At 39.6% G+C, this 13,287-nt stretch carries 14 protein-coding genes, 1 tRNA gene and 1 rRNA gene; 15 read left to right on the forward strand and 1 reads right to left on the reverse strand.

Annotated elements, in window-relative coordinates; genetic code table 11:
• The 14 genes from SGI74_09980 (at position 1) to SGI74_10045 (ending at position 12,097) form a co-directional block, all read left to right on the forward strand.
• Positions 1 to 876, forward strand: coding sequence for an ABC transporter ATP-binding protein (locus SGI74_09980; GenBank protein ID MDZ4677825.1), 876 nt, complete (start codon positions 1 to 3; stop codon positions 874 to 876).
• Positions 873 to 1,640 carry an ABC transporter permease subunit gene (locus tag SGI74_09985; protein ID MDZ4677826.1) on the forward strand — a complete coding sequence of 256 codons (768 nt, stop codon included), beginning with the start codon at positions 873 to 875 and terminating at the stop codon, positions 1,638 to 1,640. Before SGI74_09980 ends, SGI74_09985 begins: the two co-directional genes overlap by 4 nt.
• A complete protein-coding gene (locus SGI74_09990) occupies positions 1,627 to 2,418 on the forward strand; it encodes a prepilin peptidase (GenBank protein MDZ4677827.1) in 792 nt (263 codons plus the stop codon). The genes SGI74_09985 and SGI74_09990 overlap by 14 nt, the downstream gene beginning before the upstream one ends.
• A 98-nt stretch (positions 2,419 to 2,516) precedes the next feature.
• On the forward strand, positions 2,517 to 3,569 hold the full coding sequence (pilM, locus tag SGI74_09995) for a type IV pilus assembly protein PilM (GenBank protein MDZ4677828.1): 1,053 nt from the start codon (positions 2,517 to 2,519) through the stop codon (positions 3,567 to 3,569).
• A complete protein-coding gene (locus tag SGI74_10000; GenBank protein MDZ4677829.1) occupies positions 3,566 to 4,177 on the forward strand; it encodes a PilN domain-containing protein in 612 nt (203 codons plus the stop codon). The genes pilM and SGI74_10000 overlap by 4 nt, the downstream gene beginning before the upstream one ends.
• Positions 4,177 to 4,746, forward strand: coding sequence for a type 4a pilus biogenesis protein PilO (gene pilO / locus SGI74_10005; protein MDZ4677830.1), 570 nt, complete (start codon positions 4,177 to 4,179; stop codon positions 4,744 to 4,746). The genes SGI74_10000 and pilO overlap by 1 nt, the downstream gene beginning before the upstream one ends.
• Entirely contained in the window at positions 4,743 to 5,258 is a 516-nt protein-coding gene (locus SGI74_10010) for a pilus assembly protein PilP (GenBank protein ID MDZ4677831.1), read from the forward strand. The genes pilO and SGI74_10010 overlap by 4 nt, the downstream gene beginning before the upstream one ends.
• Before the next feature lie 11 nt (positions 5,259 to 5,269).
• The gene (gene pilQ / locus SGI74_10015) at positions 5,270 to 7,327 is read left to right on the forward strand and encodes a type IV pilus secretin PilQ (protein MDZ4677832.1); all 2,058 of its coding nucleotides are present in this window, start codon (positions 5,270 to 5,272) and stop codon (positions 7,325 to 7,327) included.
• Positions 7,327 to 7,863 (forward strand): hypothetical protein, encoded by a 537-nt coding sequence (locus tag SGI74_10020; protein ID MDZ4677833.1) that lies wholly within the window; start codon positions 7,327 to 7,329, stop codon positions 7,861 to 7,863. Before pilQ ends, SGI74_10020 begins: the two co-directional genes overlap by 1 nt.
• Complete coding sequence (locus SGI74_10025) at positions 7,863 to 9,158, forward strand: replication-associated recombination protein A (protein ID MDZ4677834.1); 1,296 nt, start codon at positions 7,863 to 7,865, stop codon at positions 9,156 to 9,158. The genes SGI74_10020 and SGI74_10025 overlap by 1 nt, the downstream gene beginning before the upstream one ends.
• Positions 9,155 to 9,946, forward strand: a complete 792-nt coding sequence (locus tag SGI74_10030; protein ID MDZ4677835.1) for an RMD1 family protein — start codon at positions 9,155 to 9,157, stop codon at positions 9,944 to 9,946. The genes SGI74_10025 and SGI74_10030 overlap by 4 nt, the downstream gene beginning before the upstream one ends.
• Positions 9,943 to 10,248, forward strand: coding sequence for a cupin domain-containing protein (locus SGI74_10035; protein ID MDZ4677836.1), 306 nt, complete (start codon positions 9,943 to 9,945; stop codon positions 10,246 to 10,248). Before SGI74_10030 ends, SGI74_10035 begins: the two co-directional genes overlap by 4 nt.
• Before the next feature lie 40 nt (positions 10,249 to 10,288).
• Positions 10,289 to 11,275, forward strand: coding sequence for a hypothetical protein (locus SGI74_10040; protein MDZ4677837.1), 987 nt, complete (start codon positions 10,289 to 10,291; stop codon positions 11,273 to 11,275).
• 300 nt (positions 11,276 to 11,575) lie between these two features.
• Positions 11,576 to 12,097, forward strand: a complete 522-nt coding sequence (locus tag SGI74_10045; protein ID MDZ4677838.1) for a hypothetical protein — start codon at positions 11,576 to 11,578, stop codon at positions 12,095 to 12,097.
• Between the two features lie 267 nt (positions 12,098 to 12,364).
• On the opposite strand, the gene SGI74_10050 is transcribed toward SGI74_10045, so the two are convergent.
• A tRNA-Ala gene (locus tag SGI74_10050) sits at positions 12,365 to 12,440 on the reverse strand.
• Positions 12,441 to 12,905: 465 nt separating this feature from the next.
• Between SGI74_10050 and SGI74_10055 the strand changes: the two genes are divergently transcribed.
• Positions 12,906 to 13,287 (forward strand): 16S ribosomal RNA (locus SGI74_10055); the annotation flags it as partial.

The raw sequence follows: 13,287 nt of genomic DNA on the forward strand, positions 1-13,287 counted from the left end.
ATGTCTAACGCTATCGAAGTATCAGGACTTGCGAAAAACTTCATCTTACCACTCACCAGGCGACGTGTCCCTGCGCTCAAGGATCTAAGCTTCTCAGTTAAAGCTGGTGGTTTAGTTGGTTTTCTTGGCGCAAATGGCGCGGGTAAAACTACGACACTGAAAATAATTCTTCGCTTGATATTCGCTGATCATGGTGAGGTGAAAATCTTCGGGAAAAATCATAACGATCTTTCTGTAAAGAACAAGATCGGTTTTTTAACAGAGCGTCCTTATTTTTATGACTACTTAACGGGTAGAGAATTTCTTACTTTCTGCGCAAAAATTTTCAAAAAAAAAGATATTCTAAAACGCATTGACCCTTTACTTGAAGAAGTGGGCCTTTCCCACGCTGCTGATAGACCATTAAGACGCTATAGTAAGGGTATGCTTCAACGTATTGGTATTGCGCAAGCCTTAGTGAATGATCCTGAGCTATTAATTTTGGATGAACCAATGAGTGGGCTTGATCCTGATGGGCGATCTGAGGTGAGTAAGATCATTGCTAGCTGTAATAAGCGAGGAGTAACCGTGATGTTTAGCACGCACTTACTACCTGATGTTGAAACTCTATGTGACCGTGTGATTATGATTGATCACGGAAAGCTAATTGTTGAAAGTGCGGTAACAGATCTTTTAGAGAGTCAAACAAAAGGTTTTACTTTAGAAATTAAAAAGGCTGGGCAAAATCAAAATCTCTCCTTTAATTTTGAAGATGATGCAAGTCTTCAAGCTGCCATTGATCAAGCACGAAAAGAACAAAGCAGAATAATAAAAGTACTTCCGCAAAGGCCAAGTTTAGAAGAAGTTTTTTTAAAGTTGAAAGGAACAGGCAAATGAATGCTGCGTTCCTAGTTGCCAGTAATACAATGAGAGAAATTTTGCGCGATAGGATCCTCTACGGACTTATTCTTTTTGCTATAGGAGTAGTAGCTCTCAGCGTTTTTCTTGGTGAGCTTAGCTTATTTGAACAATCTAGAATTATTACTGACTTTGGCCTTGTAGCTGCGCAATTGGGATGCGGAACGTTGGCTATTTTTATCGGGAGCTCTTTGGTTTGGCGTGAAATCGAAAAACAAACTATTTTGACATTACTTTCCAAACCCGTTAGTCGAAGTACTTTTATAATCGGAAAATTTTTAGGTTTGTCTTGTGTGATACTTTTGGTTGATGTTCTTGTTTCGCTTTTTTTAGCTTTCATATGTAGTCAATATGGTCAGGTGTTTTGGACTCAATTTATTATTTCGGCATTTGGAGTTTTTGCTGAATCTCTTTTTCTTCTTTCAACAGCGATTTTTTTTGGAGTGTTTTGTAGGCCAGTTTTGACGACGCTATTTACACTAAGTGTTTGGCTGGTGGGGCATGGAGTAAATGATCTCCACTATTTTAGTGAAAAAAGTAAGAATGTTGTTTTGAAAAATTTCGGTCTTGGGTTTAGCCGAATTTTTCCTAATTTAGAAAATTTTAATTTTAAAGAAGCGGTATTGTATGGCGACGCTATAACAAATCAAACACTCTTGAATGTCAGCTCATTGTGGTTGGCATGGATTGCTATTTTGTTAGTGGTTTCAATATGGATATTTGAAAAACGTGATTTCACCTGAGTTTGTTTACGGTATTCTAATTTTTATTTTAGGCGCATGCCTAGGAAGTTTTGGCAACGTCATCATACTGAGATTACCTGCAGGGAAAAGTATTGTCCGTCCGGGAAGTTGTTGCCCACATTGTAAAAAATCAATTAAATGGTTTGATAATGTTCCAATATTAGCTTGGTTTTTTTTAAAAGGAAAATGCAGGCAATGTGGTGAACCAATATCGCCCCGCTATTTTATTGTCGAACTACTATCAGCTGTAATTTTTTTGGCGCTCTATTTGAAATTTGGACTCACAATTACATTTATTGAATGCGCACTCTTTGCTTGGGCTGGACTAGTGGCTAGTGTAATTGATCTAGATCATCGTATTTTGCCTGATGTTTTCACGCTGAGTGGAATCATTATTGGCTTAATTGGGGCTTTTATAAATCCAGATCGTACATTTCTTTCTGCATTAATAGGCGTAATTGCTGGTGGAGGATTTCTTTGGTTGGTTGCAACAGTCTATATGGCAATTCGAAATGAAGAGGGTATGGGCGGTGGTGATATCAAACTTTTGGCCTGGATTGGTGCCGTACTAGGTTGGAAAGCAGTGATCTTTTCTATATTAGTGAGTAGTATCACTGGTTCGATTTTTGGTGGCGTGTTTGCAGCTCTCCAAAAGTCTGGGTTGAAAACATCAATTCCTTTTGGTCCATTTTTAGTATTCGCGGCACTTATGTATATTTTTGTTGGTGATGCCGTGATGCATTCTTATCTTTCTATTTTTTTTCCATTCACTGAGTGAGTCAAGAGTTTGACATTATGCTCGCGCTTCGCTTTAATATAAGAGGGAAAACAGTTTAACTTCGCAGCTTTGACGCGCAACAAAAAGGTAAGAGCCGGATGCTCTTTGGATCCAAAAAGGTTGTGGGTCTCGACATAGGAACAAGTTCAATAAAACTTGTAGAAGTCGAGAAATCACGACAAAACATCACACTTACATCTTTTGGTTTTATTCCGACTCCGGCAGGTGCAATCGTTGGCGGTGAAATTACAAATCCAGATGCTCTCACTGAAGCAATTCGTACTCTTATTCAACAAACAAAAACAAAAAGAAAAAAAGCATGTACGGCAGTTTGGGGTACAGCTGTAATTACGAAAAAGATTTCCATGCCAAGAATCGAAGAACATCTGTTGGTAGAGCAGCTTAAGTGGGAAGCTGAACAATACATTCCGTTTGATGTGAATGAGAGCAATCTTGAATTTCAAGTTTTGCATAAATCTTTAGCTGCTCCTGAACAGATGAATGTTTTATTGGTTGCTGCTAAAAGAGATCTTGTATTTCGTTATGCTGAAGTGATTGAGTCCGCCGGACTCGAATGTTCGGTAATTGACGTAGCAGGTTTTGCATTAAATAATTGCTTTGAAGCCAATTACGGTCAAATGCAAGGCTCCGTCATTTTGTTAAATATTGGCGCCGGAATGACAGACTTTGTAGTGGTAGAAAACGGCGAAGTTACTTTTTCACGTGATATTCCAGTTGGTGGTTTGACATATACAACAGATATTCAAAAAACAATGGGCATTAGTCTTGAAGAGGCTGAATCTTTAAAAGTTTCTGCAGGTACAGGGCAACCAGTGCCCCAAGAAGTTACTGACACTCTGAGCCAAACTAATGAAGTCGTTGCAGATGAAATTAAAAGAAGTTTTGATTTTTTCATGGCAAGTTCTTCTGAAGTCACTATTCAAAAAATTTATGTCACTGGTGGTGGTTTGGGATTACCCGGGCTCTTTGAACATATTCAAGGGGTAATGAATCTTCCTATAGAAAATCTAAATCCATTCCAGCAAGTTCAATTTGATACTCGCACTTTTACAAATGAGTACATAGCTCAAATTAGTCCGTACGCTGCAGTTGGAATTGGCCTCGCGATGCGTGAGGTTAAAGACAGATGATTCGAGTTAATTTACTTAAAGATTCTAGAGACCGAGGAACTTCTACAGTTCTCGGTGGAGGCACATTTTTAGGAGGAAGCGATTCAGTTGAAGGTGGCGAATCAGCCAGACCTGATCTTTTGATTAAAATCGTCATGTTCATAGTACCTGTAATTTTTCTTTACGGCTATCAACAATACACTGCAGGGATTGCAGAGGCGCAGATGGAAGTACTTAAACAACAATCAGATCAAATTGATACTCAACTTAAAGCTTTAGATCCAGTAGTGAAAGAATTGGAAAGATTTGAAGAAGAAAAAAGAAAACTCAATTCACAACTCGATATAATAAAGAGATTGTCAAAAGAACGCTTGAAGAACGTTAAAAGTTTAGATGCGCTTCAAGGCATCATCCCTGCAAAAGCATGGTTAAGCCAACTTAAGATAGTTGAGAATAAAGTCGAGTTAGAAGGCTTTGCAACAGATGACATCGTAATTTCTGATTTTATGCAAAGCCTAGATTCTTCCATTTATTTCACGAACATTTCACTTACAACTAGTGATGAAGCTAAAAAAGAAGATGGTGTAGTTAAGAAATTCATCATCAAGTGTAATCTGGAGAATCTGTAATGGCAACACTACAAGATCGACTCAAATTAGCACCTAAAAGTTTTTTTCTTCTGGTGGGTTTAGGTTTAGCTGCAAGTTTGTATTACTCATATGGTTCTAAAGCCGAGGAGCTAGCACCACTGATTGTGCAGTTAAGAGCCGATGTAGAAAAAAACCGCATCAAACTTAAAGTAACTCAAGATCGAGCTCAAGATAAAGGTAAGTTTCAAGAAGAGATGGAGCGTATTAGTCAGACATTTAGATTAGCATTGGATTATTTACCTAAAGAACTTGAAATCCAAGACATGCTTAAGAAAATATACTCTGAGGCAAGAACAGCGGGTGTGGAGTTATCAAATTTTAAGCCCAAAGAGGTAGTCGTAAAAGATTTTTACGAAGAACTCCCAATGGAAATTCAACTTAAAGGTACTTATCCGCAAATGGTTAATTTTTTGGGGAACGTGAGCAAAATCCCAAGAATTATCAACATTCGTAACGTAGAAATAGATAAGCCGGTCATAGTAGATGGTTATCCGGTAATGCGTATGACTGGGGTGCTTGTTGGGTATCGATATAAGGAGCCTCGATGAATCGGACTTCATTATTGTATATAGCAATGAGATTATTGTCTGTGATTGTAGTGACCGGTTCTACATTATTATTTACCTCTATGGCTCAATCTCAAGATGTAGATGCAGCGGCTACAACAACCCCATCTTCTGCTTCTTCAAACACACCTGATCTTTTGCAGGGGATCATTGAAGATTACACCTACATTTCTGAAGGAAAGCGTGATCCATTTTTGCCATTAAGTGGAATCAATGATTCTGGTACAACTATTGGCCCAATGTTTCCGCTGCAGAGATTTGACTTAGATCAATTGAAGCTGGTTGGAATTATTTGGGACGTAAAAAATCCAAAAGCTATGATCATGGATCCAAACGGAAAAAGTTATGTTGTTAAAGCGAATGAACGAATCGGGCGCAATAGCGGTTACGTTGCAAGGATTCGTGAGGGTGAATTAGTTATTGTAGAAAGTTTTACTGGTAATGATGGAAAAGTGACCTATCAAACAAGATTAGTGAAGCTTGTCACTGAATAAGCGGAGGACGCATGAAGCGTAAAATTGCAGGAGCCCTTTTTGTATCAACATTGATGTTGATGGGTTGTGCTACTACTGAAAATCAAAGTGAAGATGTCACTGAGAGTGCTGAAGGCCCCGGAGATATGACTGATGATTCGCCGGTCGCAGATTCCGCGGCAGATTCTGGAGCATCAGACACTACAGAGCAAGATTTAGCTCAACAAGCGACTGAACAAACTCCTCAAGCGACACCTGAGCCTGTGCCTGCGGAACCTCTTCCGCCAGAAACAGCTCAAGCTGAGCCTCCTCCTCCTCCTCCGCAAGAAGAAGTTGCTGAGCCTACACAAGCGGTAGACGAAGGCCCGCCTGCGCGAATTACAGCACTTGATTTTGATTCCAATCTCAATGGTGGCACTGTAATTTTAAAAACGAACAAACCTGTTCAGTACTCAACTAGACGGAATGAACAAAATAATCAATTCGTAATTGAAATACAAAACGCTACTGTCCCTGCAAAATTTCGCAGACCGTATAATACAAAAGAATTTGGTGGTCCAATCGCATCTATTAATGCGTACCAGGCAAAAGGTACTGCAAAGATTGCTCGTATTGTCGTTCAAATGCGTGATGCTAGTGAGCCAGCTGTCAGTCAAGATGGAAATGTAATTAATGTTGCAAGTGCTGGTGGAGTCGCCGCACCTGAGCCTGTCCAAGCAGAAGCGGCGCCAGCACCGGTAGCAGAAGATGCAGAAGATGGTGAAGAGCCCATTGCCGCAACAGATGAAAATGTTTTATCAAATCGCTCACTAGGTGAGTTTCTCACCGGTAATAGTAAATTTTATGGTCGTCCAATCTCGTTAGAAGTAAAAGATGCAGATATCAGAGATGTGTTTCGTTTTATCTCTGAAGAGAGTGGTTTAAATATAATTGTAGGAGATGATGTCGCTGGGAAAGTTTCACTTAAATTGAGAAGAATTCCATGGGATCAAGCCCTCACTGTAATTCTACAATCAAAACAATTGGGCTATGTGAAGCAAGGAAATATTTTGCGTATTGCAAAACTTACCACAATCCAATCTGAATCTGATGTTGCTCGCACAGTGATTGAGTCTCAACGTTTACTCCAGCCCCTACGTGTTCAACTTTTTCCCATCAGTTATGCAAAATCTGAAGAGATTGAAATGCAAGCAAAAGATTTTTTAAGTACTCGAGGAAAAGCAAAAGCCGATAGACGTACAAATACACTGGTGGTCACAGATATTGAAGAAAATCTTTCTCGCATTAAAGCTTTAGTTCAAAGACTTGATACGCAAACACCACAAGTCTTAATTGAAGCTAAAGTAGTTGAAGCGCGTGAAAGCTTTTCTCGACTCATGGGTGTAAATTGGGGTTTTACGGGTGCTCCAACTGCAATAGGCCAAAATGCAACAGGCGGAGATGTTAATTTAATACCTCGAGTTTCAAGCAATCCAGCAACTGCAACTTCAGCCCTGGATTTAGGGCTTTCAGTTGGTACGCTTGACGTTTTTGGTGATCTCAATGCATCACTGAAACTTTTAGAAATTGAAAGGCTTGTTAAAGTAATCTCTTCTCCTCGAATTGTAACTCTTGACAGAGTAGATGCAAAAATTGAGCAGACAACCCAGTTTCCCATATTTAGCAGCTCCTCATCGACGACGGGAGCCACAACTTCTTCGGTTTCATTTCAAGACGTAAAGTTACAGTTGAGTGTAAAACCTCAAATCACAATTGAAGGCGGAATCATTATGGATGTTAATATCCTCCGCGAATTTCCTGAACCCGCAACCCGCATCGGCGGAAGCGAAGCTCGAGCAGTCAATAAAAGACAAGCTCAAACCCAAGTGTTAGTTGAAAATGGAGACACTGTTGTCATCGGCGGAATTTATCAATCCGATGTCAGTGAAAGTGAAACCGGTGTCCCATGGCTTAGAAAAATTCCAATACTTGGAGCCCTTTTTAGACAACGTGGCATTGAGCGGGATAAAAACGAACTCGTAATATTTCTTACACCACGTGTGCTCAATCGCGATAAAGCTTTTTCTAAGCGTCAAGAGGGAGAGGAATAATGTTTAAAAAAATTACTTTTCTAGTTTTATTATTGAGTTTGGCCTGTGCCAAAAAGAATTCAAACCTACTTATAAATCCCACCCCCGCTCGACCAATCTTAATTGTTGGAGGAGAAAGTACCACTGTAAATGGTTTTGATTTAAGTCCTCCTTATTTTACGGTGGCCTCTATGTCTGTGCATTGGAAGGGTGGAGGTAATCTTGCAATATTGGCCATTACAATGGAAAGCGTTGTTAGTGCTGGGTCAACTACAGCTTCTGCTATCAAAGTAAAATGCGCCCTTTCAGGTGATGATTTAAAACTAGTTTTTCCAGATAACATTAGCGCTGCAACAGGCGGAATTGTAGTCGCCGAAGGTGCTGCCGCAATTACATCTCGAATATTTGGATGTGGTGGAATTACATTGCCAATACCCGCTCCAGAGAGTTTTAACATCCCTGTTACCGTTAAAGTTACTGGAGTCATACAGGTTCCATCAAACCCCAACAACACTACTGGACGAGCAATAGGAACATCCATTATAAATGTCCAGTAATGGACGATTTATTTTCAACATCACAAACTCAATTTATAGATAGCCAGCCTCTAGCTGAGCGTGTTCGTCCACAAAACGTTGAGGCATTTGTAGGGCAAAAGTACGCTCGAGAACTTCTGAAAGCAGAAAAGCTACCCAGCCTTATTTTATGGGGCCCACCAGGTAGCGGAAAAACTACTTTTTCTCACCTTGTTTCAAAATATACAAAATCCACTTTTATTAGCCGATCAGCAATCGACACAGGTTCAAAAGATCTCAAGCTTGAGGGTGAAGACGCAAAACAAAGACTCCTTCGATTCAGTGAAAAAACCATTTTGTTTATTGATGAAATTCATCGACTCAATAAATCACAACAAGACTGTATATTGCCCTATATCGAAAAAGGATATTTTACACTCATTGGCGCAAGTACAGAAAACCCAAGTTTTGAATTAAACTCAGCTCTCTTAAGCCGTTGCCAAGTTATCGTTTTTGAAAGCCTTAATGCCGATTCAATCTCAGCAATTCTTGATCGAGCACTTAAATCACTCGATACTGATATTGAATGGAAATCCATTTCTGCTAGCCCCATTAATGAACATATTATTCAAACTGCATCGGGGGATGCTCGGCGAGCACTTAATTTATTAGAGAATGTTTATTCATATTATGTGTCTCACGGTTCACAAAAACTAAATGATGAGCAAATAAAAGAGGCGTTTCAGTACATTCCCACTCGTTATGACAAATCAGGTGACAAGCATTACGATACAATTTCCGCATTTATTAAAAGTATCCGTGGGAGTGATCCCCATGCTGCACTTTTTTACCTAAGCGCTATGCTTAAGGGTGGAGAAGACCCACTTTTTATTGCGCGAAGACTTGTGATACTGGCAAGTGAAGACGTGGGTAATGCTGACCCTCGAGCCCTGCAGGTCGCTATTTCTGTAAAACAGGCCGTAGAATTTGTCGGTTTACCTGAAGCGGCTATTAATTTGGCGCAAGGAGTAACGTACTTGTCCTGCGCACCAAAAAGTAATCGAAGTTATGCTGGTCTGAAAAAGGCTCAAGAACTTGTTGAAAAACACCCAGATTTAGAGCCCCCACTTTCCATCAGAAATGCTCCAACGCGCTTGATGGAAAACTTAGGTTATGGTGAAAAATATCAATACGCCCATGACAGTAAGTCTGGCGTGACAGCACAAGAGTTTATGCCCGATAAGCTTAAAAATATAAAAATTTATGAACCCACAAAACATGGTTACGAAAAACACATAAGCCAGTATCTTGAATGGGTTGAGGAACAAAAAAAGTGAAAATATACAGAGTTAACGCATTTCATCTTACTGAGAAATTTAAACTCAAAGACATTGGGAATTTTTTAAATATCCAGCCAATTACTTTAAGTGTTTGGGAAGCTGCATTTAAATTTTCAGATGAAAGTTATTTCTTCCTCTATAATTTCGGCTCTGCAGTATTTTTTAATGTGGCTGAAGAAAATCAAAAAACAATCTTAGATAAGCTCAAAAAAGTAAATCTTCCCCAAAACCCTGGCTACACCACAACGGATGAATTCAGCGTAGAGGTGACTGGCGAAGGAAAACACGAAGTCAACTTCAATAAAGCTATCATTCATGATCTTACTTATCAAAAAGCACGACTAGTAAGTATGGTCGTTGCTGAATCAGCAGCTTTAGAATATTTTGAACTCATCGTTGATGATCTTTTAGAGCGTAACCATCAAATATCAGATTCCTTGCGCACAAAAGGAAAACTCATCAAAGAAACCAAGCAGCTCATAAAATTTATCGGGTTTTGCCTAACCACGAAACAAGAGATCATTGCAAATCTCTACGTTGTCGACGCCCCAGATGAAGTTTGGGAAGACCAAGTTTTAGACCGCCTTTATGGCGAGTTAAAAAGAATGTTTGAAATTGAAACCAGATACCGCGTACTGGAATATAAATTAAAATTAATTCAGGAAAGCGTTGAAATTATAGTAGATCTTTCTAAATCCAGCCGTGAAATTATGCTTGAAATGACTATTATCGCACTTATCGCAATTGATATTATAATTGCATTGGTCGGAGGGAAATTCATATGAGGATTACTCGTTGGCGTGCCGACAGAAAACCCACAAGAGAAGAAATTGAAGGTGTTTTTAAAGACGAGGGTATGGAATTTGTAGTAGAAGACCTACCAGCAGGCTCTGAAGTTAAAGACCATCGCCACCCCTTTGATGAGGTGCGGGTGGTTGTCTCAGGGGCTATTCGCTACAATGTCGCGGGGAATGAATTTCTTTTACGCGAAGGTGATAGGCTTGATCTCCCAAGTAACACGCGTCATTGGACAAGAGTTGAACCAGATGAAGGTTGCGTAACTATCTATGCTTTTCGAGTAAGCTGATAAGCAGATTAAATATTTTATGTTTTTTAAAAAGGTTTTTATGTTTTTTTTAAATCTGAAGAAAATAGTTCCAGTTGTAGCAATTATTATTGTTGCGAATACTTCCTATGGAGCAACACGCAAAATCCCCAATGTTTTACGTCCGATCACTCAACAAAAAACGTCGCTAAGTGAGCAAGAACTTCTTAAAGATACAACAAAGTCTTCTTATGTAGATTTTCAAGTGAGCTCCGGAACAATCGTTGCACGAAACACTGTTTACTCTGGCTACCAAACCAGTTTTCTTTCCCTTCAAGCGGGGTACGGTGCTTATTTAAAAAATGATTGGGAGGCGTCAGCACAACTTCCCATGACATGGCTATCTGATGAAAACAATAATCAAGATCGAATTATTGGTAGACCCCATATCAATATTTCAAAATCACTTATGCTTGAAAAAACTGTAAAATTAATTGGAGGTTTCGGAATGAAACTTCCTCTATATGACACATCATTTGGAAAATCAGAGCTCTATCGAGCTTGGGAGTTTGCCCCTAGAATTGGCGTTAATGTTACTTTTAATAATCCTGCCAATAGTTTTTTTGCTAATGGAAGTATCGCCTATAACACAGACACAAAATATACATACGGCACTTATAATGAGAACACTGCTAGCTCAGCAGTAATAGAACGTTCGATCGATCATCCTTTATTGCTCAGATCAGTAGCCGGTTTATTGCATGAATCTCAAAGCTACACCGTTGGTATAGGCGCTCGTATAATTCCAACCTTAAATGCGGGAAGTGAGAAATCATCAAGTACAGCTCAAGGGAGCAATCCAGAAAAACATGAAACAAAACAGCTTACATCTTGGTTGGTTGAAGTTTTTGGTAGTTATGAGCTTATTGAATCTGTAAATCTAAAAGCAGGAGTATCAAAAAGTTTACGAACTGAATTTGACAATACTCGTCCCAATCTAATCGCACATGATAATTTTTCAGACATAGCTGATTTGGCTTTTAATCTAGGTGTCGTTCAATCCTTTTAGGCAATCCTTCTAGGCAAATTTTTTAGACCAAAGTGATGAAAATTTCGAATATTTTGCGTTTTAAATAAAAGAAGGGGTCATCTTTCGACGACCCCTAAAAATAATCCCTACTTTTGTCTAGAAGGGAGCCACCTCATTAAAAAAGTGGACTCTATTACATATATGCATCGAACCACCACCTCCTTCCAGTCCCTCGTGGGACGTGTCTAAATATATTAACAAATAATAAGTTTCTTCTCAAGTTGACCTGTTAGAAGCCGATACAAACTCTGTGATGTCAATGAGTTGGGGGAAAACTTAATGAATAATGACAAAGAATTTGTCACGCAGCATGACTTAATGACGATCATCGAGGATTTCATCAGTAAGTCTGCGGGACTAGTGTTAGCAAAAAGCAACGAAGGAGACGTCGCAATTTGTCAAAAAGGTGATTCTAAAAAAATCAAAGTTAAGAGTGCTGAACTCGCCGACGTGCTTGTTCGAAAAGATGCTGATGGAAAAGAATTTGTGCAGATCAATTTTGCAAGTGGTCGCAAGATTTTGCTAACTGATCAACTCATCGGATTCAAACCATTTCCAGTTGCAGATTTAGATGTGACAAAACTTCCTCGTGTAGTGACAACACTTGATCTCTTAAGTGTGTTTGAAGCCATCGAAGAAGCTGTTACATCAGCCTCAGACGGTCGTGCCGAAGAAACTGAAACACTCAAGCGTGTTTTTAATTCTATCATTTTGGGTGGAGAAGAAATCGGTTTTGATCTGACAACAGAGCGTTCGTGGATTCGTAGACTTGCTGTTGTTGGCTCAAAGACAAGCGCTTAATTAAAGCTAATCGCAAATTCAAAATCCAATTTGGAAATTATTGATCATTCGATGAATCTCAATTCATGTCGTTGTATTGTTATGTCGTAATTCGAGTCAGTGTATTCTTACGCGTAAACTTGTGCATAGTTACGCAACATAGTAGTTGCGCCTCAATCCAAGTCGATGAATTGTTACCTCGCAACGATGTTCAATATGTGAATCACAGCACATTTTGTGCAATAAATTCATGGATTGTGTTGTTGAATAATAGTTCGAAATGAAAAGTGGTGGAGGCGAGGGGGATCGAACCCCTGACCCCTAGCTTGCAAAGCTAGTGCTCTCCCAGCTGAGCTACGCCCCCGACAAAACCATAGTCAGCTTGACTTTCAGGGCTTTTGAACACCCGTGTGGTTTGCGGCACTCATGTGCCTAAAGTTAAAACTGGAACGGCCAAAGTAAATGATGCCGACATTTCTGTCAAACAGTGTTGCTCCTGCTTTTAAAAAATCTCAAAAATACTTATCTAAGTTTGAATTTGTATCTTGTTTTCCGACGAAGATTGAGTTAGTTAGTCCCTCTGCTTGAGCATTTGGTTTGAAACACCACCGATCGCAGGAAAAAATTTAAAAAATAGAATTTTAAATATTGACTTACTTTCGGATTGTAACTAGAACTTGTGCTCTTCACTTAAAAGAATCGCTCTCTGAAAACTAAATAGCTAGTATAAGTTTTGGCCAAAGTAAGTTTCTTTGAATTGCGAAATTTAAAAGAACATACTTTCTAAATAAGCAAAGTAGAACTCTCCTTCGGGAGAGATTGAAAAAGTTAATTGGAGAGTTTGATTCTGGCTCAGAACTAACGCTGGCGGCGTGCCTAATACATGCAAGTCGAACGCGAAAGTCCTTCGGGATGAGTAGAGTGGCGCACGGGTGAGTAACACGTGGGTAATCTGCCTAGAGATGGGGAATAACTCCTCGAAAGAGGAGCTAATACCGCATATGACCACAGCAACTACGGTTGCAGGGGTAAAAAGTGACCTCTATTTATAAGTTATTGTCTCTAGATGAGCCTGCGCAGCATTAGCTAGTTGGTGGGGTAATGGCCTACCAAGGCTACGATGCTTAGCTGGTCTGAGAGGATGATCAGCCACACTGGAACTGAGACACGGTCCAGACTCCTACGGGAGGCAGCAGTAGGGAATATTGCTC

The sequence above is a fragment of the Oligoflexia bacterium genome (assembly GCA_034439615.1).
Taxonomy (GTDB): domain Bacteria; phylum Bdellovibrionota; class Bdellovibrionia; order JABDDW01; family JABDDW01; genus JAWXAT01.

Excerpts from the sequence above, each read along its gene's own strand:
- SGI74_09980 (MDZ4677825.1), top strand. The coding sequence starts at position 1 with ATGTCTAACGCTATCGAAGTATCAGGACTTGCGAAAAACTTCATCTTA.
- SGI74_09985 (MDZ4677826.1), top strand. The coding sequence starts at position 873 with ATGAATGCTGCGTTCCTAGTTGCCAGTAATACAATGAGAGAAATTTTG.
- pilM (MDZ4677828.1), top strand. The coding sequence starts at position 2,517 with ATGCTCTTTGGATCCAAAAAGGTTGTGGGTCTCGACATAGGAACAAGT.
- SGI74_10000 (MDZ4677829.1), top strand. The coding sequence starts at position 3,566 with ATGATTCGAGTTAATTTACTTAAAGATTCTAGAGACCGAGGAACTTCT.
- pilO (MDZ4677830.1), top strand. The coding sequence starts at position 4,177 with ATGGCAACACTACAAGATCGACTCAAATTAGCACCTAAAAGTTTTTTT.
- SGI74_10010 (MDZ4677831.1), top strand. The coding sequence starts at position 4,743 with ATGAATCGGACTTCATTATTGTATATAGCAATGAGATTATTGTCTGTG.
- pilQ (MDZ4677832.1), top strand. The coding sequence starts at position 5,270 with ATGAAGCGTAAAATTGCAGGAGCCCTTTTTGTATCAACATTGATGTTG.
- SGI74_10020 (MDZ4677833.1), top strand. The coding sequence starts at position 7,327 with ATGTTTAAAAAAATTACTTTTCTAGTTTTATTATTGAGTTTGGCCTGT.
- SGI74_10025 (MDZ4677834.1), top strand. The coding sequence starts at position 7,863 with ATGGACGATTTATTTTCAACATCACAAACTCAATTTATAGATAGCCAG.
- SGI74_10035 (MDZ4677836.1), top strand. The coding sequence starts at position 9,943 with ATGAGGATTACTCGTTGGCGTGCCGACAGAAAACCCACAAGAGAAGAA.
- SGI74_10040 (MDZ4677837.1), top strand. The coding sequence starts at position 10,289 with ATGTTTTTTTTAAATCTGAAGAAAATAGTTCCAGTTGTAGCAATTATT.
- SGI74_10045 (MDZ4677838.1), top strand. The coding sequence starts at position 11,576 with ATGAATAATGACAAAGAATTTGTCACGCAGCATGACTTAATGACGATC.